The sequence below is a fragment of the Sphingomonas hankookensis genome (genome assembly GCF_001619955.1).
Lineage (GTDB): Bacteria > Pseudomonadota > Alphaproteobacteria > Sphingomonadales > Sphingomonadaceae > Sphingomonas > Sphingomonas hankookensis_A.
On the sequence record NZ_LQQO01000056.1, the window covers coordinates 35,392 to 60,121 of the forward strand.

Consider the following 24,730-nt stretch of genomic DNA (forward strand, 5'->3'; position numbering starts at 1 on the left):
AACGTTCTCAAACCAGCAGGTGCAGCGTGGTCGGGGTCAACTGCGCCGCGCCGCGCACCCCCGGCAGGGTCGCGACATCGACCGGGCGTGCGTCCCGCAGTTCGACGCGTACCCGGCCGGCCAGCGTCCGGGCTTCGCGGATCGCCCCTGCCCCGCCCAATGCGGCGACGAGCGCCGGCGGCAGGTCGGCCGTGGCCCCCGCCGATTCGGAAGACGGGAAAGCGACGGCAGCCATCGGCGCGCCCGCCCCGGCCGCGCGGATTTCCTCCGCCACCTGATCGGCGATCGGGCCGACGATCACCTGCACCGCCCGGTCCGACGGTCGGATCACGCCCATCGCGCCGAGCGACTTGAGCGCAGCTTCGTCGACCAATGCCTGATCGGCGACCACCAGTCGCAGCCGCGTCGTGCAGGCGCCGATGCTGGCGAGGTTCGCGCTGCCGCCCAGTGCCGCCAGGAACGCCCGTCCCCGAACGCCCCCCTCGGCCGGCGCCCCGCCCATCGGCGCGGCGCTGGCGTCACGCCCCGGCGTCTTCAGGTCGAACCGGACGATGAAGAAGCGGAACACGCCATAATAGACCGCGAAATAGACCGCGCCGATCGGCAGCAGCAGCAGCGGCTGCGTCGCCTTTCCATAATTCAGCACATAGTCGAACAGCCCGGCCGAAAAGCCGAAGCCCAGCCGCACGCCCAGCGCATCCATCACCGCCATCGACACGCCGGTCAGCACCGCATGGATCGCGTAGAGCACGGGGGCGAGGAACATGAAGGAGAATTCGATCGGCTCAGTCACACCGGTCAGGAAACTTGTTAACGCTAGGCTGAGCAGCATGCCGCCCACCGCCTTGCGCCGGTCGGGCAATGCCGAGCGGTACATGGCGAGGCATGCGGCGGGCAGGCCGAACATCATGATCGGGAAAAACCCGGCCATGAACGCACCGGCATTGGGGTCGCCGGCAAAGAAGCGCCGCAGGTCGCCGGTGGTGCCGTTGAAGTCGCCCAGTACGAACCATGCGACATTGTTGAGGATATGGTGCAGCCCGGTCACCAGCAGCAGCCGGTTGAGCAGGCCGAACCCGAACAGCCCGATGCTGCCCGATGCCACCAGGGCGCGACTGGTCAGGTCGAGCGCCGCGCTGATCCCCGCAAAGCTCAGCCCCACCAGCACGGCGATGGCGATGCCGGCCAGCCCGCTGACGATCGGCACGAAACGGCGACCGCCGAAGAAGGCGAGATATTCCGGCACCTTGATCGTCGCGAACCGGTTGTAGAAACTGCCGCCGATCAGGCCGGAGACGATGCCGATCGGCACGTCGAGCTTGGCGAAGGCCTTTACCTTCCACGCCGCGGACAGGGTCGCGGCGGTCGCTTCGTCGAAGCCGCGCGTGATCTCCGGCGGCACGGTCAGGAACACCGGCCCGCCATTCTTGACGACCAGATAGCAGACGACCCCGGCAAGACACGCCGCGCCGTTGCCGTCGCGCGCGATGCCGCAAGCGACGCCGATCGCGAACAACAGCCCCAGATTGTTGAAGAGCGCATCGCCCGCCGCCGCAAGCAGGCCGATGTCGAGCAGGTCGGGCTGGCCCAGCCGCAGCAGCAGCCCCGCCACCGGCAGGACCGCGATCGGCAGCATCAGCGCGCGGCCGATGGGTTGCAACGCTTCGACGACGGACCTCATGCGGCAAGCTCCTGACAAAATTCGCGGGCCATGGCGCGGACCTCACGCGGCGACGATGCCGCCAGCGCGCGGAGGGCAAGGCGGTGGCAGGCGGCGGTATCGAGCCGGCGGACCAGCGCCTTCAATTCGGGGACGAAGCGCGGGGAAGCCGACAATTCGGTGATGCCGAGGCCGATCAGCAACGGCACCGCCAACCGGTCGGAGGCAAGCCCGCCGCAGACACCGACCCAGCGGCCGTGACGCTTCGCCCCGTCGGTCGTATGCGCGATCAGTTGCAGCACCGCCGGGTGGAGGCCGTCGACACCGCCGGCGACCGCCGGATTGCCGCGATCCATGGCCAGCGCATATTGGGTCAGGTCGTTGGTGCCGATCGACAGGAAATCGGCATGGGCGGCCAACGTCGCCGACGTGACCGCCGCCGCCGGGGTTTCGACCATGATGCCGACCTCGACCCGCTCCGTAATGTCCATCTCGACGCGCAGCCGGTCGACGACCGCACGGACGGCGGTAATCTCGTCGACGCTGGCGACCATCGGCACCATGATCCGGCATTGCCCGACCGGCTGCACCGACAGGATGCCGCGCAGCTGTGCCTCAAGGATGTCCGGCATGGCCAACGCGACGCGGATGCCGCGCAGGCCGAGCGCCGGATTTTCCTCCGGCGCGATCGGCAGATAGGAGGCCGGCTTGTCGCCGCCGACGTCGAGCAGCCGCACGATCAGCGGCCGCCCCTCCAGTGTGGCGGCGATGTTGCCATAGAGTGCGGCCTGTTCGGCGGCGTCGGGGGCGGTATCGCGCTCGAGAAACAGGAATTCGGTGCGCAGCAGCCCCGATCCTTCCGCGCCGTTCGCCATGGCGACGACCGCATCCTCGACCGATCCCAGATTGGCAAAGGCTTCGATGCGGACGCCATCGGCGGTGACGCAATGCTCGGCCGCCTGGGCGAGCGCGGCGGCGCGATCGGCGGCGCGGCGCTCCATCCGCGTCCGCGCCTCCGCCAGCGTCGCGTCGTCGGGTGCGACGTGCAGGACGCCATTGTCGGCATCTAGGATCAGCGTCGCCCCGTCCGCCACCTCGTTCAGCGGCGCACCCACCGCGACCAGCGCGGGCAGGCCCATCGTCGCCGCAAGGATCGCAACATGGGAGGTCGGGCCGCCCCGCTCGACCACCAGGCCGACCACGCAGGCGGGATCGAGCGCCATCACCTGCGACGGCAAAAGGTCGTCGGCGAGCAGGATCGTGCCCGGCGCGAACGCCAACGCATCGTCCGCCGCCCCGGTCAGTTCGCGCAGCACCTGCCGTTCGAGGTCGAGCAGATCGTCGGCCCGTTCGGCCAGCCGCGCATCGCCGAGGCTACGCAGCACCTCGGCCTGTGCGCGGGTCGCCTGTCGCCATGCGTGGCCGGCGTCGCGCCCGGCGCCCACGTCGCGGTCGGCGGCCTTGCGCAGTTCGGGATCGTCGAGGAACGCGATATGCGCCGCACGGATCGTCGCGCCCGCATGCGTGCCGTCCTCCGCCGATAACCGGTCGCGCACCGCCGCCAGCGCGCTGTCGAGCCGCGCAGCCTCCACGCCCGGCCCCTGTCCGTCGACCGGCACGGCAATGTCGGCGACGCGCAGCCAGCGCGCTGTGCCGATGGCGAAGCCCGGCGCGGCGAGCGTTCCGGCCAGCTGCCCCTCTGGCAGGTCGACGGGCTGGGCGGGCGGCGGGGCGGCGATCGGCGCGGCGGGCACTTCGCCCACGCCCTCGCCCATGCCGCCCTCGATCAGGTCGACCAGCGCGGTCACCGCCTGTGCCGCATCCGGTCCGCTGGCGATGACGCTGATCGTATCGCCATGGCGGATGCCGAGGCCCAGCAGGCCGACCGCGCCCGATGTCCGGGCCTCCGTGCCGTTCTTCGCCAGCCAGCAGGTCGCGGCGAAGCCCTTCGCGACCTCGCCGATCCGCGCGGCCGGGCGGGCATGGATGCCGTGTGCCAGCGGCACGCGGACATCGGCGACGACCCGCTCGCCGCCCGACGCCTGCGTATCGACCGCTACCGCACCCAGCGGCTCCAGCGTCAGCAGCGGATCGCCGACCGCGACCGCGCGGCCCCCGGTGCGATCGACGATCCGGAACGCGTCGCCATTGGTGACGATGATCGGCGTCATCAGCGACGGCGCGGCCTGCACCAAGGCGTCGAGGTCGAAGTCGATCAGCGGCTGGCCGCGCGTCACCATGTCGCCGACCGCGACCTTCGCGGTAAAGCCGCTGCCGCCCAGCTGCACGGTGTCGATGCCGATATGCATCAGCAGCTCGACCCCGCCCTCCCCGCGCAGGGTGATGGCATGGCCGCCGGCGTGCAGCGTCAGCACCTGTCCATCGCAGGGCGCATGCAGCGTGGTGCCCAGCGGATCGATCGCCGCACCGTCGCCCAGCATGCGTCCCGCGAACACTGCATCGGGCACATCGTCGAGCGCGGCCGCCCACCCGTGAAGCGGCGCGGTCAGCTGGATGGCGGTCATCAATGCCCCCTTGGGTCAAGGGCCCGGCCGCGCCTGCTGCGCTCACCGGGCCGGATCATCAGACGATGCGGTTGCCCGCGATCCACGTGCCGCGCACGCTCAGGTCGGCGGCGAGCCAGACGAAATCGGCGCTGTGGCCGACATCGATGCTGCCGATGCGGTGCGACAGGCGCAGGAAGGCGGCCGGGTTTGCCGACGCCATCGCCACCGCATCCTCGAACGCGACACCCAGTTCGACCGTGTTCCTGACCGCGGTGGCCATATCGAGGTCACAGCCGGCCAGCGTGCCGTTGGCATCGACGCACACGCCGTTCTCGACATGGATCGGCTGGCCGTTGAGCACGAATTCCTTCGACGCCGCGCCGACGGTCGGCATCGCGTCGGTCACCAGCATGAACCGGTCGATCGGCCGCGCCGCCAGCGCCACGCGGATCGCCGCCGGGTGCAGATGCGCGCCGTCAACGATCAGTCCGGCATAGATATTCCGGTCCTCCAGCACCGCGCCGACCACGCCGGGATCGCGATGCTTCAAGGGCGACATGGCATTGTAGAGATGGGTGACGCCGCGCGCACCGGCATCGATCGCCGCGCGCGCCTGTTCGTAGCTCGCATCGCTATGGCCAATGCTGACGATCACGCCCGCCGCGACCAGCCGCTCGATCGCGGCAACGTCGTTGCGCTCGGGCGCCAGCGTGACCATCACCACGCCCTTGCGGGGGCGCGTCAGCAGGTCGATCGCCGCATCGTCCAGTGCGCGGAAATGCTTGTCGTCGTGAATCCCCTTGCGCGCCGGGTTCAGGAACGGCCCCTCGACATGGATGCCGACGACGCCCGGCACCCCCTGTTCGATCGCGGCATCGACCGCGTCGAGACCGGCGGCAACGATATCCAGCGAATCGCTGATCAGCGTCGGCAGGAAGGCGGTGGTGCCGTACTTCGCATGCGCCGCACCGATCGCACGAATGCCCTCGACCGTCGGATGGTCGTTGAAGAGAACGCCGCCCCCGCCATTGACCTGCGTATCCACGTAACCCGGCACCAGCCAGCCGCCGTCGAGGTCGATGACCTCCGCGTCGGCACCGGCATGGAAGTCGGCGATGACGCCGTTCTCGACGCGGAACGCGCAGCTGTCCTGCGTACAATGATCGGCGAGCACGCGGCCGCCGCGAACAACGAAACTGCTCATCGGGTTTCCGTTACCTTGCGCAGGTGCGGCGGCTGATCGGGGTTCAGCCCGCGCCGCAACGACACCATGTTGACCATGCGATAGAAGCTCTGGATCATCAGGATCGGCTCGATCGCGGGATGGCTGCGGATCGCCGGCGGATGGCTGTCGTCGCTCGCCGCGTCGGCCAGATGCACCGCCGCACCACGCCCGGCAAACTCCGCCGCCGCCGCCCGGACATCGTCGCCGGCATCGTCGGAGGTGGCAAAGCCCAGCAGCGGAAAGCCGTCGTTTATGATCGCCATCGGCCCGTGGCGGACCTCGGCGCTGCTGAATGCCTCGGCATGCAGCGCGGAGGTTTCCTTCATCTTCAGCGCCGCCTCCTGCGCCACGCCGAAGCTGTAGCCGCGCCCGATCACGAACAGATTGCGCGCATCGACCAGCGTATCGGCGACTGCGCTCCAGTCGAGGTCGAACGCCGCTTCCAACTGAGCAGGCAGGTTATCGAGCGCCGCCAGCAGCGCCGCATCCTCGCTCCAATGCGCGGCGATGGCGGCAAGGCCGGCGAGCGAGGTGATGAATGACTTGGTTGCCGCGACCGAGGTCTCCGCCCCCGCCGACAGCGGCAGCACCGTGTCGGCAAGGGCTGCGAGCGGCGAATCCTCGACATTCACCAGCGCCACCACGCGCGCGCCGGCTGCCTTGTAGCTTTCGACGGTGCGCAGCAGGTCGGGGCTGCGGCCCGATTGCGACACCGCGATCACCAGCGCGTTCATCCGCTCCATCCGCGTCGCATAGACCGACGCGACCGACGGCGCCGCCGAGGCGACCGGAACGCCGCACAATGTCTCGACCAGATATTTGCCATAGGTCGCGGCATGGTCCGACGATCCGCGCGCACAGGTCACGACCAGCGCCGGCGGGTCGGCGCGCAGCGATTGCCCCAGCGCGGCGAGCGTGTCGGCGTTGCGCGACAGGAAGCGGGCGACCGCTGCGCCGCCCTCCCCCGCCTCGCGGTGCATGGCGGTGTGCCCGGCTGCGACCGGCTTCGGCCCGGCTTCGGCGATAGACGTCATGAACCCCCTCTTGGACCCGGCCGGCGCCGGATCAGCTTGCGTTCAGTTCGGCGACGACGTCGTACGCGTCGCCACGATAATAGGATTGGGTGAATTCGACCGTGTCGCCATCGGCCAGGAAGCCGCGCCGTTCGATGAACAGCCCGGCATGGCCGACCTCGACGCCCAGCCGCTTCGCCTGTTCGGCGGGAAACGCCATGGCGCGCAACCGTTGCAGCGCACGCACCGGGCGACAGCCGGTGACCTCCAGCGCGGCATAGAGCGACTCGCCGACCGCATCGACGCTGGGCAGGCAATGGCCGGCGATCGCCGAATATTCGACCGCCATCCGCACATCGTCGGCAAAGCGCATGCGCTGGAACCGATAGACCGGCGTACCGGGCGACAGGCCGAGCGACATCGATTCCTCGGGCGTCACCAGCCCGGCCGACTTCGCCACCCATGCGCTGCTCGGCACCCGTCCGCGCGCGACCATATCCTCCGAGAAGGACGACAGTTTCGAAAAGCTCTTGTCGACCCGCGCCGCGACGAAGGTGCCCGCGCCCCGCCGACGCACCACCAGCCCCTCGTTCGCCAGCCCCTCGATCGCCTTGCGCACGGTGATCCGCGATACGGCATATTCGGCGGCCAGATCGCGCTCGGGCGGGATGGCGTCGTCCTGCAACAGGATCCGCCGCTCGATCGCGCTGCGCACCAGCTGCTGCAACTGGACATAGAGCGGCGCGTGGGCATCGCCGCGCAACTGCCCGACCCGCTCGGAAAAGGCCGTACCGCCGCTAACCGGGGCGGACGAACGAACGATGGCGGAGGCGGACGATGCGGACACGCCCCTCTGATAGGTATGTTTTTGGTACTATGCAATGCCGATTCCGCAGGCCGGATCATGCCATTCAGCCCGCTGTTCGCGGTATCATCCAGCGAATTGGATCGGTCATCGCGGTCGTTTGCATAGGACCATGCGCTATCCGACGGAACCCGCCTTTGTTTTGGATTAAGCAATTTTATTGCGTCAAAGACTCGCACAACCTCGCCATAGGCGGCGATTGCACGCAAATCGGATCAAATTTCTCACCAGTGAAGATTGTTTTCATTTTTATGTAGATTTTATGATTGCGATTGGTCACATTGCCGTCGACCAAAACGAGCCTGCATGGAACCAATATAGGTCCAATGCTGGACGCATGTCGTCTCGCCCGTCGCGGCCACATCGGGGGAGCGCCTTTCGCGCTCGGATTTAAGGGGTAGGGGTCCATGGCATTTTCGCGTTTCGCATATCTGGCATCCACCGCGTTGGTGGCGCTCGCCACGCCGGCCTTCGCGCAGGAAGCGCCCGCGCCGACCACGACGGACGACGCCGACACGATCACCGTCACCGGCATCCGCAAGTCGATCGCGGACTCGATCGCGACCAAGCGTGACGCCGGGTCGATCGTCGACGTCATCTCGGCCGAAGACGTCGGCAAGTTTCCCGACGCGAACGTCGCCGACTCGCTGGCGCGCCTGCCGGGCGTGACGGTCGACCGCCAGTTCGGCGAAGGCGAGGAGCTGTCGATCGCGGGTGTCGAGCCGGCGCTGAACCGCCTGACCGTCGACGGCCACTCGGTCGCCTCGGCCGACTGGGGCGGCAACCCGTCCGACCGGTCGAGCCGCACCTTCAACTATTCGCTGCTGTCGCCGACGATCATCAGCCAGGCGGTCGTGTACAAGACCCCCGAAGCGCGCCTGCAGGAAGGCGCGATCGGCGCCAGCGTCGACGTCGTCACCCGCAAGCCGCTCGACCTGAAGTCGGGCACGATCGCCGCGACCGCCGGCGGCGAATATAACGACCGTGCGAAGCGCGGCAGCTTCCGCGGATCGGCGCTGTACAGCTGGCACAATGCCGACGACACGATCGGCTTCCTCGGCTCGGTCAGCTATGACAAGGAACAGCTCAGCCGCGCCGGTTCGGCGGTGTACTGGTATCGCACCGGCGACGCGCTGCTCGCCAACGCACCCAATACCGCGACGATCAACGGCAAGAACATCACCGCGCTGACCGCCGCCGAACGCGCCAGCTTCAGCAGCGCGCGCTTCGCCTCGTTCCTCGCCCGCGAATTCTTCAAGCAGGAACGTGAGCGCATCGGGTTCTCGGGTGCGGTGCAGGCCCGTCCGACCGACAACCTGACCGTGACCGCGACCGGCCTGTTCATCCGCGGCAATTACGACAACGTGTCGAACTCGGCCTATACCTATGGCTTCGAAGGCTCGCGGCTGATCTCGGCACAGTCGTCGGACGGCCTCGTCACCTCGGCGACCTTCGCCGGCATCCCGACCGGCCAGGCCGGCGCGACCGGCCAGCTCGACACCAATTATCGCCGCACCCGCCTGAAGAACGATTCGGTCACGCTGCTCGTCGACTGGACGCCCGGCGACTGGACGATCAACGGCAATGTCGGCGGCACCAAGGCGACCGGCGGCAAGGACCCCGAATATCTGCTCGACTTCCGTACGCAGCAGGGCTTCACCTCGGGCGCCAACGGCCAGAACACCGTCGTCAACTGGGCCAAGCCGGCCAGCGACCCGTCGATGTGGCTGAGCAACTTCACCGCCGTCGGCGGCGAAAATCTCGGTGCGCAGGATCTGGCCCGCAACGGCGGGCAGCAGTTCTTCGGTCGCCAGATCGGTGGCATCCCGCTCCAGTCGGGCTTCACGATGGACCAGGAAAAGTTCGCCGAAATCAACTTCAAGCACCCGGTCGAATTCGGTCCGATCAAGGAAATCCTGTTCGGCGGCCGTTATGTCGACCACGACAACAAGCAGACGACCTACAGCAACGCCGTCTTCACCAACCAGAACTTCACGCTGGCCGACCTGCCCTATTACGTGCTGCCGGGCGGTCTCTATAACGGCCTCGGCGTGTCGGGGAACGGCACGCCTTACGCCACGCTGGACAAGGACGGCATCATCGCCGCGCTGGCCAAGTACGGCAACAAGCAGATCGATCGCGGCTTCTCGTTCAACGAATTCTTCGGCGTGAACGAAAAGATCGCGGCCGCCTATGCCCAGGCGAATTTCGAAACCGGCAAGTTCCGCGGCAACGTCGGCGTCCGCTTCGCCCACACCAGCGACGAAGCGAAGTTCTACACCGCCAGCAACCGCGCGGGTCAGCTGTTCCCGATCTACACCTACACGCCGGTCAAGAACGACTATAACCGCCTGCTGCCCTCGGCCAACGTGATCTACCAGGCGGGCGACGACGTGGTGCTGCGTGCGTCGGCGGCGAAGGTGCTGGCCCGCCAGCGCTACAGCGACCTTGCCGGTTCGCTGTCGCTCGACGACAACCAGCTGTCGGGCAGCGGCGGCAACCCGGCGCTCAAGCCGTATGAAGCCACCAACTATGGTCTGTCGGCGGAATGGTATTTCGCGCCGGCCAGCTTCCTGGCGGCCGAATTCTTCTACCGCGACATTTCGAACTACACCGTCAACCAGGTGAACAACGAGACGCAGTTCAACGTCCTGCTCGCCCGCAACGCGACCTATGCCGTTTCGCGGCCGGTCAATGGCGGCACCGCGCAGGTCACCGGCTTCTCGCTGTCGGGCAACACCAACCTGATCTGGGGCTTCGGCTTCCAGGGCAGCTACACCTTCGCCGATGCCGAAGCCTCGCTGGCGACCGGCCTGCCGTACCTGTCGCGCCACACGCTCCAGCTCTCGCCCTATTACGAGAACGGGCCGTTCCAGGCGCGGGTCAGCTACAACCGCCGCTCGAAGTATTTCTACCGCTTCGGCCGCCAGTCGTCGCAGGACTATACCGACGCCTATCGCCAGCTCGACGCGCAGATCAGCTATGCGCTGACCGAAGGCGTGTCGATCACGGCACAGGCTTCGAACCTGCTCGACGAAACCTACTATCAGTACAGCAGCACGCCGAACGCGCCGACCTCGGTCTACAAGAACGGCCGCGTGTTCTCGCTCAACGCCACCTTCCGCATGTAAGGGGCCGGTGATCCGGGGGGTGCGGCCCGTGCCCTCCGTTTCGCGTGAAGGCCCCGGCTTTGCCGGGGCCTTTTTTCGTTCGGGCCGCTAGAGTTTCGGACAGAGCCGAATCGGCCTGCCAACCCAAGGGGAGTATCGCGTGAAGCACCGTCTGACCTGGGCAGCCCTCGCTGCCGCCACCGCGATCGTTGCCCCGGCATCGGCACAGACCGCCCCCCTCCTGCCCCTCCCCGCACAGATGACGCCGGCCAGCGGATCGATCACCATCGCGAACGGCGCCGGCATCGCCGCCCCGGCCGCCGACCAGGGTGCCGCCACCGCCGCGCGCCTGCTGGCCGACCGGGTGAAGGTCGATCGCGGCCTGACCCTGACGCCTGCCACGACCGGTCCGATCCGCTTCGTCCGCGACGCGGCCATAGCCGGTGACGAAGCGTACCGCCTGACCGTAACGCCGCGCGCGATCACCATCGCCGCCAGCGGCGACCGCGGCCTGATCTGGGGCGCGATGACGCTCGCCCAGCTGCTCAGCCCCGACACCGCGTTCGGCAAGCCGGTGCGCGTCGCCGCGACCACCATCAACGACGCCCCACGCTTCCGCTGGCGCGGGTTGATGGTCGACGTGACCCGTTCGTTCCAGCCGATCGATACGCTCTATCCGGTCATCGACACCATGGCCGCGCAGAAGCTCAACACGCTGCACATGCACCTGTCGGACGATCAGGGATGGCGCGTCGAGATCAAGCGCTACCCCAAGCTGACCGAAATCGGCGGCTTCCGCGTGCCGCCCATCGCCGGGGGACAGCCGGGCCCGAAGGTCGGCGGCTTCTATACGCAGGACGAGCTGCGCAAGCTGGTCGCCTATGCGGCGGAGCGCGGCATCACCATCGTCCCCGAAATCGACATGCCCGGCCATGCCCAGGCGGCGGTCGCGGCGTACCCTGAGGAGGTCGGCGTGCTCGGCGACCGCCCGCCGGTCGGCCATGACTGGGGCGTCAATCCATGGCTCTTCTCCCCCAGCCCCCGCAGCATGACCTTCATCAAGAACGTACTCGACGAGCTGATCGACATCTTCCCCGGCCAGTTCATCCATGTCGGCGGCGACGAGGCGATCAAGGACCAGTGGCAGCGCTCGCCGGAGGTGCAGGCGCAGATGAAGGCGCTGGGCCTGAAGACCGAGAACCAGATGCAGGGCTGGATGATCTCCGAGCTTGGCAAGCATCTGGCATCCAAGGGCCGCCGCCTGATCGGCTGGGACGAGATTCTCGAAGGCGACGTGCCGACCAGCGCGACCGTCATGTCGTGGCGCGGCGAGGCGGGCGCGGTCGAGGCCGCGAACAAGGGGCATGACGTGGTCATGTCGCCTGCCCCCAACCTCTATCTCGACAATATCCAGTCGACCGCCGGCGACGAACCGCCCGGCCGCATCGGGCTGCAGACGCTGGAGATGGTCTATGGCTATGAACCGGTCCGCCCCGGCGTGACCGCAGAAGCCGCCGCGCATGTGCTGGGCGCGCAGGGCAATGCCTGGTCCGAATATCTCGCGACCGCCAAGCAGAAGGAGCACGCCACCTTCCCGCGCCTGTCCGCGATCGCCGAATTCACCTGGAGCCCGCGCGACAAGCGCGACTGGAAGGGCTTCGTCGAACGCCTCCAGCCGCAGATGCTGCGGTACGAGCGACAGGGGATCGCCGCCGCCGACGCGGCCTTCGCCGTGACCTATGCGCTCGATGGATCGAAGGGCGACGTGCTGCGCGGCAAGGCGCCGAAACTGGCGCTGACCACCCAGACCGGCGCGGGCACGATCCGCTACACCACCGATGGCAGCCAGCCGACCGCCCGCTCGCGTGCCTATGCCGCCCCGATCGCGGTGAAGCCGGGGCAGACGATCACTGCCGCCGCCTTCGCCAGCGACGGCCACGCCCTCGCCCGCCCCCGTGCCTTCGACGCGACCCGCCCGGCGCTGCTGCGCGCGACCGGCACGGCCGACATGGTCGCCTGTCCGAAGGGCGCCCTGGGCCTGCGCGTGCCGCTGGTCTCGGGCCAGTCGGGCGATGCCCCGGCGTACAACGTCAACATCTTCGACACCTGTACCCAGGCGCAGAAGATGCCGCTCGACGTGGCGCAGGCGTTCACGGTGACGGTCGCCCGCCTGCCGCGCCACTATGGCCTCGCCCATGACTATAAGGCGCTGCGCGAACATTTCGCGGTGACCGAACATGGCGAGCTGGTGATGCGGACCGGCGGCTGCGACGGCACCATCGCCGCCACCTTCCCGCTGCCCGACCCGGATACCGCGCCCAACCGGTTCAGCTTTACCGGGACCTTCGCGAAACAGCCGGGTGATGCGGACGTGTGCCTGCAATTCACCTCCCCGCTGTCCGACCCCTTCTACACGGTCGACACGCTGCAACTGGAAAGCGCCAAGTGAAGCCTGCCCTGTTCCTGCTCCTCGCCGCCGCTCCCGCCGCCCTGTGGGCCGCCCCGCGCGAGACGGTGACGCTCGACAAGGGCTGGCAGGTCCGCCTAGCCCCCGGCGATACCGCGGCGAAGGAGCATCCGAAGGCCGCACGCTGGTTGCCCGCCAAAGTGCCGGGCTATGTCCAGACCGACCTGATCGCGGCGAAGGTCACGCCCGATCCGTTCATCGGCCTGAACGAAGCCACCATCCAATGGGTCGGGCGCAGCGACTGGGAGTATAAAGGCACGCTCAACGCCTCGCCGCTGCTGCTGGCGCGCGGGCATGTCGATCTGGTGTTCGACGGGCTGGACACCTTTGCCGAGGTGTTCGTCAACGGACAGAAGCTCCTCGCCGCCGACAATGCACATCGCCGCTGGCGCGCCGACGCCAAGCCGCTGCTGAAGGCCGGCGCGAACGAGATCCGCATCCTCTTCAAATCGCCGCTGGGCGTGTTGAAGCCGATGGTGGCTGGACTCGAAAACCCCCTGCCCGGCGAATATGACTCGACCGCTGGCGACGAGCCGGAAGGTCGGCAGACCTCGCCCTATATCCGCAAGCCCAAATATCATTATGGCTGGGACTGGGGGCCCCGCATCATCAATGTCGGTCCCAACGGCCCGGTCAGGATCGATGCGTGGGACGACGTCCGCATCGATACGCTCCGCGTCCAGCAGGAGGCGGTGACGGCGGTCGAGGCGCGCCTGTCCGCCGACGTCACCCTGATCGCCGATCGCGATGCGACCGTGCAGGTCGATGCGATCGTCACCGCCCCCGACGGCACCAAGGTCCGCGCCACCCGCACCGTCGCGGTGACGGCGGGCGAGAACCGGGTTAGCGTTCCCCTCACCATCGCCAACCCGCAGCTCTGGTATCCCGCCGGCTATGGCGCGCAGCCGCTCTACACCGTCGCGACCGAAACCCGCCTCGATGGCGAACTGGTCGACGCCCAGCAGCGCTCGACCGGCATCCGTACCGTCGAACTGGTCCGCGAGAAGGACGCGATCGGCCGGGGGATGCTGTTCCGCATCAATGGCATCCCCGTATTCGCCAAGGGCGCGAACCTGATCCCGTTCGACAGCTTCGGCCCGCGGGTCACCAATGCATACATGGCGAAGATCATGGGCGACGCGAAGGCGGCGAACATGAACATGATCCGCATCTGGGGCGGCGGCATGTACCTGCCCGACAGCTTCTTCGACACCGCCGACCGGCTGGGGCTGATGATCTGGTCCGACTTCATGTTCGGCGGCGCGATCACCCCCTATGATCCCGACTATCGCGAATCGGTGAAGATCGAGGCCGAGGAACAGGTCGATCGGGTACAGGCGCATCCCTCGATCGTGCTCTGGTCGGGCAATAACGAAGTACTGTCGGGCTGGGAGGGGTGGAGCGACCGTACCGCCTTCAAGAAGCGCGTCGGGGCCGATGAACAGGAACGCGTCGGGGTCGGCATGGCGATCCTGTTCGATCGTGTGCTGCGTGACGCCGCCTCCGCCCGAGACGCCGACGTCCCCTACTGGCCCGGCAGCCCGAGCGCCAATTACGAGGGCAAGCCCGATCAGGACGGCAATGGCGACCGCCATTATTGGGACGTATGGGGCGGCAAGAAGCCCGCCACCGCCTATCTCGACAGCTGCCCGCGCTTCATGTCGGAATATGGGCTGCAGGCGATGCCCGACATGGCGACCATCGCGAAGTTCGCGAAGCCTGCGGACTACGCGATCGACTCCCTCGTCATGACCGCGCACCAGAAGTTCCTGAAGGGCGCGGGGCAACAGCGGCTGCTCGACTATATCCGCATGCGCTATCGCGAACCCCGCGACTTCGCCGATTTCGTCTATCTCAGCCAGGTGATGCAGGCCGACGGTATCCAGCTGGGCGCATTGCACCACCGCGCCTGCCGTCCGGTCACCAGCGGTTCGCTCTACTGGCAGCTGAACGACGTCTGGCCCGGCGCGTCCTGGTCGAGCATCGACTATTATGGCCGGTGGAAGGCGCTACACTTCGCCGCCCGTCGCTTCTACGCCCCGCTCGCCGTCTCGGCGGCGCGCAAGCCGACCGGCACCACCGACATCACACTGATCTCCGACCGGACTGCTCCCGTCACCGCGCGCTGGCGGATGCGGACGATGGACATGGATGGCAAGGTGACGATGGCGCATGAAACCGCGATCCAGTTGCCCGCGCTGTCGGCGACGAAGGTCGCGACGATGACCGATGCGGACCTGTTCAAGGGCGCCGATCCGAAGCGTAGCGTGACCGTGGTCGAACTGCTGGTCGACGGCGCGGTCGCGTCGCGCGCGCTGGTGACCGCCTTGCCCGAAAAGGACATGACGCTGCCCGATCCGGGGCTCGTCACCCGCTGGTCGACGGTCGATGGCAAGCCGGCGCTGACCGTGACCGCCACCCGCCTCGCCCGTGCGCTGTGGATCGGCTTCGGCACGCTCGACGTGCAGGCGTCGGACAATTTCCTCGACCTGTTGCCCGGCGAAAGCGCGACGGTGACGATCGAGGGCAAGGCATCGGCCGGCTCGCTCAAGAAGGCGCTCCGGCTGCAAACGCTCGGAGCCGCCAAGTGAGCCTTCTCCTCGCCCTGCTCGCCGGCACGGCCGAACCCGACCCGCAGATCGCCGCGACCATCGCGGCGATGACGCCTGCGGAAAAGGCGGCGCAACTGCAAAGCACCGCCCCGGCGCAGGGCGATGTCCTGCCCGCCTATGACTATTGGAACGAGGCGCTGCACGGCCTCGCCCGCAACGGCGTCGCCACCGTGTTTCCGCAGGCGATCGGCCTCGCCGCGACGTGGGATGCGCCGTTGATGGAGCGGATCGGCACCGTCGTGTCGACCGAGGCCCGCGCCAAATACAACGCCCTGCCGAGCAAGAACCGGCGGCGCTACGAGGGGCTGACCATCTGGTCGCCCAACATCAACATCTTCCGCGATCCCCGCTGGGGCCGCGGGATGGAAACCTATGGCGAGGACCCGGTGCTGACCGGCGCGCTGGCGGTCGGTTATGTCCGTGGCCTGCAAGGCCCCGACCCGCTGCAACCCCGCGTCATCGCCACGCCCAAGCATCTGGTCGCCCATAGCGGGCCGGAGGCGGGCCGAGACGCGTTCAGCGTGCAGACCGCACCCTATGACATGGAGGCGACGTACCTCCCCGCCTTCCGTCGCGCGCTGACCGAGGGGAAGGCGCAGTCGGTGATGTGCGCCTATAACGGCGTCCACGGCGTGCCGGTCTGTGCCGCCGACTGGCTGCTCAACGATCGCATCCGCCGCGACTGGGGCTGGAACGGGCTGGTCGTGTCGGACTGCGACGCGATTGGCAACATCGCCCATTATCAGCGTTATGCGCTCGACAATGCCGCCGGCTCCGCCGCCGCGATCAATGCCGGTATGGATGTCAATTGCGGCACCGCCTACGCCGCGCTGCCCAGGGCACTCGAACGCGGCCTGACGACACAGGCGGTCATCGACCGCGCGCTCACCCGCACCTTCGAAGCTCGCAAGCGCCTCGGCCATGCGTTCGGCGCCAAGAGCCGGTGGGATTCGATTCCCACCAGCGCCCTCCACACCCCCGCCAACCGCGCGCTGGCGCTGGAGGCCGCGCGCAAGTCGCTGGTCCTGCTCCAGAACAACGGCGTCCTGCCGTTGAAGCGCGGCGCCCGGATCGCGGTCGTCGGCCCCAATGCCGACAGCCTCGACGTGCTGGAAGCGAATTACAACGGCACCTCCGCCGCCCCGGTAACGCCGCTCAAAGGGCTGACCGACCGCTTCGCCGTCACCTATGCGCAAGGGTCGACACTGGCCGAGGGCGTTCCCCTCCCCGTCCCGCAGACGGCGTTCGGTTCGGGGCTGAAGGCCGAGTTCTTCGCAGACCCGGCGATGACCGGCACACCGGTGCTGACCCGCACCGACCGCACCATCGATTTCAACTGGGCGCGCACCAGCCCCGCCGCGAACCTGCCCGTCGACCACTACGGCGTGCGCTGGACCGGCACGCTGACCCCGCCGGGGCCGGGCCGCTACACGCTGCGCATCGACATCAACCGCTGCTGGGACAAATGCTCGGGCCGCGACGCGGTGAGATTGTGGGTCGATGGCAAGGACGTGCTCAGCGCCACCGGCACCGCCGCCGTCGAAGGCGCCGCGAACGACAGCAAGTCCGAACGGATGGAGGCGCTGCTCGACTTCGCCGACACGTCGCCCAAAGCCTTCCGCCTAGACCTGATCCATGCCAGCACCGACGACAGCATCCGCCTGACCTGGATCGCCCCCGCCGATCCGCAGCGCACACAAGCCGTTGCCGCCGCGCAATCCGCCGATGCCGTTATCGCCTTCGTCGGCCTGTCCCCCGCCGTCGAGGGCGAGGCACTCCGCCTCGAAGTCGCCGGCTTCTCGGGCGGCGACCGCACCGACATCGCGCTCCCGCAGGCGCAGCAACAACTGCTCGAAGCGGTCAAGGCAACCGGCAAGCCGCTGATCGTCGTCCTGCTCTCGGGCAGCGCGGTCGCGATGGAATGGGCGAAACAACACGCCGATGCGATCGTCGCCGGCTGGTATCCGGGTGAGGTCGGCGGCACCGCCATCGCCGATGTCCTCGACGGCACGACCAACCCCTCGGGCCGCCTGCCCGTCACCTTCTACGCCCGCACCAGCGACCTGCCCGCCTTCGTCGATTACAATATGAAGGGCCGCACCTATCGCTATTTCGACGGCCAGCCGCTCTGGGGCTTCGGCCACGGCCTGAGCTACACCGACTACGCCTATGCCGACGCCAAGGCGCCGACAACCCTCACCGCCGGTCAGCCACTTACCGTCACCGCCCGCATCACCAACACCGGCAAGCGCAGCGGCGAGGAAGTCGCGCAAGCCTATCTGATCGCACCCGCCGCACTCAACCGGATCGGCGCATGGAACGATCCGGTCCTGCGCCACAGCCTCGTCGCCTTCCAGCGCGTCGCGCTCAAGCCCGGTCAGGCAAAGACCGTGACCTTCACCCTCGACCCGCGCCTGCTCAGCACCGTGTCGCTCGACGGCACCCGCGCGGTGCGGCCGGGCGCCTATCGCTTGTTCCTCGGCGGCGGCCAGCCGGGCAGCACCCCCGGACAGGAGGTCGCCTTCACCATCACGGGCACGCAGGAGTTGCCGAAATGACGACGCTTTCCCGCCGCGCCCTGCTCGGCAGCAGCGCGGGCCTCGCCGTCGCCGCCGCGCTGCCGGCGACGACCGTCACCCCGCCCCCTGCCCGCCCGAACCTGTTCGTCGGCACCGGCGGCGACGGCCATACCTTCCCCGGCGCGACGATGCCGTTCGGGATGGTGCAGCTGTCGCCCGACACCGACACCGCGCGCTGGGCGACCTGTTCGGGCTATCACAAGGACGACGGCTCGATCCTCGGCTTCAGCCACACCCACCTGTCGGGGACCGGCATCGGCGACATGCTCGACGTGCTGGTCGTGCCGACACGCGGGCCCGTGTTACTGGAAGGCGGCCCGCTCGACGACCCCGACAAGGGCTATCGCCAGCGGTTCAGCCAGGAGGTCGCCGAACCCGGCTATTACGCCGTCACCCTCGAAAGCGGGGTGCGTGCCGAGCTGACCGTTACCGACCGCACCGGTATCCAGCGCCACCGCTTCCCCGCCGGCCCCGGCCATATCCTGATCGACCTCTCGCACCTCGTGTTGGAGGGTCCGAACCAGCGCCCCTATATCGACGAGGCCGCACTCACCCTCGAACCCGACGGCACCCTGACCGGCACCCGCCGCGTGTTCCGTTGGGCCAAGGGCCGCCGCATCTTCTTCGCGATGCAGCTGTCGCGCAAACCCGATCGCGTCGAGTTCTTCAGCGACAACGACACCCCGGCCGGCGACAAGGGCGTCACCGGCAAGCGCCTGAAGGCAGTGCTCCATTATAACGACGCGGGCGCCGCGCCGATCGTCATCCGCACCGGCATCTCCGCCGTCGACCTGGGCGGCGCCAAGGCCAATCTGACCGCCGAAGCGAAGCATTGGGACTTCGACCGCTACGCCCGCGCCGCCCGGTCGGCATGGGCGCGCGAACTCAACCTGATCCGGTTCGACGGCGGCACCGAGCAACAGCGCGTGGTCGCGGCGTCGGCGCTCTACCACGCCTCGATCGGCCCGACGCTCTTCTCCGACGTCGATGGCCGCTATGTCGGCCTCGACCGCCAGACGCACACCGTCCCGCGCGGCGAGGCGGCCTATAGCGCCTATTCGCTGTGGGACACCTATCGCGCCTTCCACCCGCTCCAGACGCTGATCCGCCCGAAGCTGACCCAGGCCTTCACCCGCGACCTGATCCGCCAGACCCAGCAAAGCCCGTTCGGCCCGCCCGTCTGGCCGCTACAGGGGGTGGAAACCGGCACGATGATCGGCTGGCACGCCGTCCCCGTCCTCGCCGAAGCGCGCGCGAAAGGCATCGCCGCCGACTATGCCGCCGCATGGGGCGGGGTGAAGAAGCGCTCGTTCGACTGGACTACGCCCAATCTCGACAACAGCATCGGCGTGAAGGCGTATGACGAACTCGGCTATGCGCCCGCCGACCGCATCTTCGAAAGCGTGTCCAAGACGCTGGAGTTTTCCTACGACGATTATGCCGGCGCGTTCATCGCCGACGCGGCGGGCGACTCCGCCGGGGCCGCGCGCCTGCGCAAGCGCTCGGGCAACTGGCGCAACGTGTTCGACCAGCGGATCGGCTTCGCCCGCGGCCGGATGGCGGACGGCAGCTGGGCCGAACCCTACGCCCCCAATGCGCTCGGCCACTCGAAGAAATGGCGCGACTTCACCGAAAGCAATGGCTGGCAGGCGACCTTCCTCAACCAGCACGACATTCCCGGCCTGATCGCGGCGATGGGCGGCGATGCCGCGTTCGAAGCGAAGCTCGACGGCCTGTTCACCGCCTCGTCCGAACTCCCCGCCGACGCCCCGCCCGATATCTCGGGGCTGGTCGGCCAGTACGCGCATGGCAACGAACCCAGTCACCATGTCGCGTACATGTACGCCTGGTGCGGAAGCCCGTGGAAAACGCAGGCGATGGTCCGCCGCCTGCTGACCGAAATGTACCACGACCGGCCCGACGGCATCATCGGCAACGACGATTGCGGGCAGATGAGCGCATGGTATCTGCTCTCGGCACTGGGCTTCTATCCGGTCGATCCGGTCAGCGCGACCTATGTGCTGGGCAGCCCGCTGTTCGACCGCGCGACCGTCCAGGTCGGCGGCGGCAAACGGCTGATCGTCGAGGCGCGCGGCAACGCCCCCGACCGCCCCTATGTCCGCAGCGTCACCTGGAACGGGCGTCCGTGGACGAAAAGCTGGATCGCGCATGCCGATCTGGTCCGGGGCGGACGGCTGGTGTTCGACATGGCGGCCGAACCGAACAAGGCATTCGGGCGCGACCCGAAGGACCGCCCCGGCCACGCATGATCGCCGCCGCGCTCCTCGCCACCGCCGCGCCGCTGACGGTGCCGCTGGCCGCCGCCTGTGTCGTCGGCACCGACCCGGCGGCGCAGGTCCTGCGCGAGCGGTTGGCGGAACGCGGCGCTATCTGCCCCCCGTCATCCCGGCGCAAGCCGGGATCCATGAATGGGGAAACGGTCGCGCAGGAAGCGACAGCCCCCGACACCATGGATTCCGGCCTTCGCCGGAATGACGGGTTGGCGGGTCAGGCTACGCCCGAACCACAACCACAACCACAACCACAACCACGTCCGTACCCCCGCGCAGGCGGGGGTCCAGAGCCAAGCAAACCGAACGGCTGTGAGTCCCACCCTGGATCCCCGCCTTCGCGGGGATACGGAGTGTGCTGGGAAAAGACGGTCACCATCCGCTTCGCCCCGGCCCGCCTCGCCCCCGAAGCCTTCACCATCACCACCAGCCGCGACGCGATCACCATCCGCGCCGCCACCACCCGCGCGCGCCTCTACGCCGCCGGCTACCTCCTGCGCCACCTCGATCATCTCACCCTCACCGCGCCACCCTACGTCACCGAAGCCCCGGCGATGGCGATCCGCGGCACCCAGATCGGTTACCGCGCCAAGAACAACAGCTACGATGCCTGGGACGTCCCCATGCTGACCCGCCGGATCGAGGATTTCGCGCTGCTCGGCGGCAACCGCATCCAGTTCGTCGCGCCGGTATCCGACGACGCCGCGACCTCGCCGCTTTCCCCGCTGCCGGCCACCGAAACGCTGATCGCGGTCGCGAGCGCCACCCGCCGCCTCGGCCTCGACGTCGCGCTCTTCTACCCGCTGCTGCGCGATTACGGCAAACCGGGCAGCGCCGATGCGGAGGTCGCCGACTTCACCGCGCTGGCCGCCAAGCTCCCCGCGCTCGACGCGCTCTACATCCCCGGCGGCGATCCCGGCCATACCGCGCCCGACCGGCTGTTCCCACTCGCGCAGCGCATCGCCACCGCCCTCCGCCAGCGTTTCGCGAAAGCCGAAGTCCTGCTGTCGACCCAGGGGTTCGACGCCGCCGGGCTCGACGCCTTCCACGCACAACTCGCCAAAAACCCGCGCTGGCTCAGCGCCATCTTCGTCGGCCCGCAGACCCGCGACGGGATCGAGGCGCATCGCGCGCGCATCGCCGGGCGATACCCGATCGAAACCTATCCCGACACCGCGCACACCATGCACGCGCAATTCCCGATTCCCGACTGGCATCCGGCCTTCGCGCTCACGCAAGGGCGCGAGCCCGTAAACCCGCGCCCTGCCGCCACGACCCGCATCTTCGCCTATCTCGCGCCGGCCACGCGCGGCTTCGTAACCTATAGCGAAGGGGTCAATGACGACTGGAACGTGACCCAGTGGTTCCGCCTCGGCTGGCATCCCGCCACGCCAGCATCCGACATCGCCGCCGACTACGCGCGGATGTTCATCGGCGACATGGCCTTCGTCGCCGTGCCGGAGGCGCTGGAGGGCAATTGGCGCGGCGACCCGTCGGCCAATGCCGGGATCGACGCCACCGCGCGGCTGGTCGCCGACCTGCGCCCCGCCCCCTGGGCCGACTGGCGCATCGATCTCTACCGCTACCGCGCCACCTATGACGCGCTGGTCCGCCACCGGCTGATCGCCGCCAAGGCCAATGAAAGCGAAGCACGCTGGACGCTGCGACAGGCCCCGGCGATCGGTGCAGAGGCCACCGTCGCCGCCGCGCGCTTCGCCTATGCCCGGCCCGAACCGGCGATCGTCGCCCCGCTGCGTGCCGACCTGACCGCCATCGCCGACCGGCTCTGGACGCGCGCCCGCATGCAGCTGTCGGTCCCGCGCTATGGGGCCTCCCATTGGGAACGCGGCGCCAATCTCGACCGTGCCGACATCCAGCTCAACGATCGCACCGTGGTAGAGGCGGAGATGGCCGAGGCACTCACCCGTCCCGACGCCGCCGCCCGCCTCTACGCGATCGGCGACCCCTGGCGCACCCGCGACATGGCGCTGTACGACGATCTCGGCGATCCGACCGCCGAACCGCATCTGGTGCGCGGCCCCGGCTTCGATGCCGACCCGCAATCGATGGAAAGTGCCATCGACGGCGTCGCCGACCATATCCCCGACCAGGGCTGGCGCATGGCGGATTTGAGCTATGCGGAGGGGCTGTACGAAACCCCGGTGCGGCTGCGCTATACCGGGCTGGAGCGGGGTCGCCGCTACCGTCTGATCGCGCGCTGGGCGGGCGAGGATTATGCCCTGCCGATGCGCCTGACCGGCGGCGGCGTCGAACTCCACGGCTTTCGCGCACGACAGGGCGACCGCGAGACCGTCGAAACCGCCATCCCGCCATCGCTCACCGCCGATGGCGCGCTGACCCTCGAATGGCACCGCCCGCCGGGCATCGGCGGCGGCGGGCGCGGTCATCAGATCGCGCAGACCTGGCTGATCCCCGAACCTTTCGCACCCACCGATCCCGGAGCAGAGCAATGAAGTTTTCCCGCCGCACCCTGATGGGCAGCAGCCTGATCGCCGGGGCGACCGCCTGCACCCGCTACAACAGCATCGTGCCGGTGCCGCCCGAGACGCCGGCCCCCTGGGGTGCCACGCCGTCGCCGCGCCAGCTGAAATGGCACGACCATCGCCAGTACGGCTTCGTCCATTTCTCGATCAACACCTTCACCGACAAGGAATGGGGTTACGGCGACGAAGACCCGAAGCTGTTCAACCCGACCGATTTCGACCCCGACCAGATCGTGGCGGCGGCCAAGGCGGGCGCGCTGACCGGGCTGATCCTGACCGCCAAGCATCATGACGGCTTCTGCCTGTGGCCGACGATGTTGACCGAACACTGCATCCGCAATTCCCCCTATAAACAGGGGAAAGGCGACATCGTCGGCGAGCTGGAGGCGGCGTGCCGGCGCGGCGGGATCAACTTCGGCGTGTATCTGTCACCCTGGGACCGCAACCGCGCGGACTATGGCACGCCCAGCTACATCACCTATTACCGCGCGCAGCTGACCGAATTGTGCACCCGCTATGGCAAGCTGTTCGAAGTGTGGTTCGACGGCGCGAACGGCGGCGACGGCTATTATGGCGGCGCGCGCGAGACGCGGAAAATCGATGCGGTTCAATACTATAACTGGCCGTCGATCGTGAAGCTGGTCCACGACCTGCAACCCGATGCCTGCACCTTCGATCCCTTGGGCGCCGACATCCGCTGGGTCGGCAACGAAGACGGCCACGCCGCCGACCCCTGCTGGCCGACCATGCCCAACGAACCCTATGATCAGGCAAAGGGCAACACCGGCGTGCGCGGCGCCGAACTCTGGTGGCCGGCGGAGACCAACGTCTCGATCCGGCCGGGCTGGTTCTACCATGCCGATGAGGACGCAAAGGTAAAATTACCCAGCAAAATCATGGAGATGTACGATCAATCGGTCGGCCATGGCACCACCTTCCACCTGAACCTCCCCCCCGACCGCCGCGGCCGCATCCATGACCGCGACGTCGCCAGCCTGACCGCCTTCGGCAACGCGTTGCGCGCAACCTTCGCCAACAATCGGGCCGATGGCGCGGTCGCGACCGCCAGCGCCGACCTGCCCGGCAATTCCGCCCGCAACGTCAATGACGGCCGGCTCGACACCTTCTGGCTCGCCCCGCCCGAGGCAAAAAACGCCAGCATTATCCTCGACCTACCACCCGGCCGCAGCTTCGACACGGTGCGGTTGCAGGAATGGCTCCCGCTCGGCCTGCGCGTCACCCGCTTCGCCATCGACGTGTCGGACGGCGGCGATAGCTGGACCACGGTGGCGGAGAAGGACATGGTCGGACCGCAGCGCCTCGTCCGCCTGCCCGCCCCGATCACCCCGCGCCGCGTGCGATTCCGCACCGTCGCCGCCGAAGCCGGTCCTGCACTCCGCGAATTCGCGCTGTTCCGCTCGGTCGCGCCGGTCGACCTGCCGCCGCTGAAGGTCACCGACGCCAGCATCGTCGACCGCGCCGGCTGGAAGGTCACCGCCGCCAGCGCGCCCGGCGGTGAAGCCATCCTCGACGACAGCCCACGCACCGCCTGGACCAGCCCCGCGCCCGCATCGCTGACGATCGACATGGGCCGCAGCGAAACGCTGGCCGGCTTCACCCTGACGCCGACCCGCCATGTCGATCCGAACGCTGCGCCACCGATGAAATATCGCGTCGAAACCAGCGTCGACGGCAGGACGTGGACGCCGGGCGGCGAAGGCGAGTTCCAGAACATCAATTACGCGCGGGCGACCCAGCGGCTGCCGTTCACGACAGCACGACCGGCCCGCTACCTGCGCTTCGCCTTCCCCCAGCCGGCGGTGCCCGCCCCGGCGATCGCGGTCGCGGAGATTGGGGCGTTCCGGTAAGGTAGGCTCTGCCCTTTCCCCGCCCCCAT

12 protein-coding genes are annotated in these 24,730 nt (G+C 68.3%); 7 read left to right on the forward strand and 5 right to left on the reverse strand.

Annotated elements, in window-relative coordinates; translation table 11 throughout:
* Window positions 1–7: 7 nt before the first annotated feature.
* From nagE to AVT10_RS15735, 5 genes are read right to left on the reverse strand one after another with little or no spacing between them, the layout of a single operon-like run.
* Window positions 8–1,681: an N-acetylglucosamine-specific PTS transporter subunit IIBC gene (gene nagE, locus AVT10_RS15715; RefSeq protein ID WP_066693588.1), complete on the reverse strand. Its 1,674-nt coding sequence runs from the start codon at window positions 1,679–1,681 to the stop codon at window positions 8–10.
* A complete protein-coding gene (ptsP, locus tag AVT10_RS15720; RefSeq protein WP_066693593.1) occupies window positions 1,678–4,185 on the reverse strand; it encodes a phosphoenolpyruvate--protein phosphotransferase in 2,508 nt (835 codons plus the stop codon). The genes nagE and ptsP overlap by 4 nt, the downstream gene beginning before the upstream one ends.
* A gap of 58 nt (window positions 4,186–4,243) precedes the next feature.
* Window positions 4,244–5,371: an N-acetylglucosamine-6-phosphate deacetylase gene (nagA, locus tag AVT10_RS15725; RefSeq protein WP_066693596.1), complete on the reverse strand. Its 1,128-nt coding sequence runs from the start codon at window positions 5,369–5,371 to the stop codon at window positions 4,244–4,246.
* Window positions 5,368–6,426 (reverse strand): SIS domain-containing protein, encoded by a 1,059-nt coding sequence (locus AVT10_RS15730; RefSeq protein ID WP_066693599.1) that lies wholly within the window; start codon window positions 6,424–6,426, stop codon window positions 5,368–5,370. The genes nagA and AVT10_RS15730 overlap by 4 nt, the downstream gene beginning before the upstream one ends.
* Window positions 6,427–6,457: 31 nt before the next feature.
* Complete coding sequence (locus AVT10_RS15735; RefSeq protein ID WP_232308055.1) at window positions 6,458–7,168, reverse strand: GntR family transcriptional regulator; 711 nt, start codon at window positions 7,166–7,168, stop codon at window positions 6,458–6,460.
* Window positions 7,169–7,677: 509 nt separating this feature from the next.
* Here AVT10_RS15735 and AVT10_RS15740 point away from each other — a divergent pair.
* The 7 genes from AVT10_RS15740 (at window position 7,678) to AVT10_RS15770 (ending at window position 24,701) form a co-directional block, all read left to right on the forward strand.
* A complete protein-coding gene (locus AVT10_RS15740) occupies window positions 7,678–10,401 on the forward strand; it encodes a TonB-dependent receptor (RefSeq protein ID WP_066693601.1) in 2,724 nt (907 codons plus the stop codon).
* A gap of 139 nt (window positions 10,402–10,540) precedes the next feature.
* Window positions 10,541–12,829 carry a beta-N-acetylhexosaminidase gene (locus AVT10_RS15745; RefSeq protein ID WP_084401793.1) on the forward strand — a complete coding sequence of 763 codons (2,289 nt, stop codon included), beginning with the start codon at window positions 10,541–10,543 and terminating at the stop codon, window positions 12,827–12,829.
* A complete protein-coding gene (locus AVT10_RS15750; protein WP_066693607.1) occupies window positions 12,826–15,438 on the forward strand; it encodes a beta-mannosidase in 2,613 nt (870 codons plus the stop codon). Before AVT10_RS15745 ends, AVT10_RS15750 begins: the two co-directional genes overlap by 4 nt.
* Entirely contained in the window at window positions 15,435–18,017 is a 2,583-nt protein-coding gene (locus AVT10_RS15755; RefSeq protein ID WP_066693609.1) for a glycoside hydrolase family 3 C-terminal domain-containing protein, read from the forward strand. The genes AVT10_RS15750 and AVT10_RS15755 overlap by 4 nt, the downstream gene beginning before the upstream one ends.
* Window positions 18,014–20,308: a GH92 family glycosyl hydrolase gene (locus AVT10_RS15760; protein WP_066693611.1), complete on the forward strand. Its 2,295-nt coding sequence runs from the start codon at window positions 18,014–18,016 to the stop codon at window positions 20,306–20,308. The genes AVT10_RS15755 and AVT10_RS15760 overlap by 4 nt, the downstream gene beginning before the upstream one ends.
* 374 nt (window positions 20,309–20,682) lie before the next feature.
* Window positions 20,683–22,803 carry a hypothetical protein gene (locus AVT10_RS15765; protein WP_066693612.1) on the forward strand — a complete coding sequence of 707 codons (2,121 nt, stop codon included), beginning with the start codon at window positions 20,683–20,685 and terminating at the stop codon, window positions 22,801–22,803.
* Entirely contained in the window at window positions 22,800–24,701 is a 1,902-nt protein-coding gene (locus tag AVT10_RS15770; protein WP_066693614.1) for an alpha-L-fucosidase, read from the forward strand. Before AVT10_RS15765 ends, AVT10_RS15770 begins: the two co-directional genes overlap by 4 nt.
* Window positions 24,702–24,730: the final 29 nt, after the last annotated feature.

What these genes read in the sequence shown, in the direction of transcription:
- nagE (WP_066693588.1), bottom strand. Translation starts at nt 1,681, where the DNA reads ATGAGGTCCGTCGTCGAAGCGTTGCAACCCATCGGCCGCGCGCTGATG.
- ptsP (WP_066693593.1), bottom strand. Translation starts at nt 4,185, where the DNA reads ATGACCGCCATCCAGCTGACCGCGCCGCTTCACGGGTGGGCGGCCGCG.
- nagA (WP_066693596.1), bottom strand. Translation starts at nt 5,371, where the DNA reads ATGAGCAGTTTCGTTGTTCGCGGCGGCCGCGTGCTCGCCGATCATTGT.
- AVT10_RS15730 (WP_066693599.1), bottom strand. Translation starts at nt 6,426, where the DNA reads ATGACGTCTATCGCCGAAGCCGGGCCGAAGCCGGTCGCAGCCGGGCAC.
- AVT10_RS15740 (WP_066693601.1), top strand. Translation starts at nt 7,678, where the DNA reads ATGGCATTTTCGCGTTTCGCATATCTGGCATCCACCGCGTTGGTGGCG.
- AVT10_RS15760 (WP_066693611.1), top strand. Translation starts at nt 18,014, where the DNA reads ATGACGACGCTTTCCCGCCGCGCCCTGCTCGGCAGCAGCGCGGGCCTC.
- AVT10_RS15770 (WP_066693614.1), top strand. Translation starts at nt 22,800, where the DNA reads ATGAAGTTTTCCCGCCGCACCCTGATGGGCAGCAGCCTGATCGCCGGG.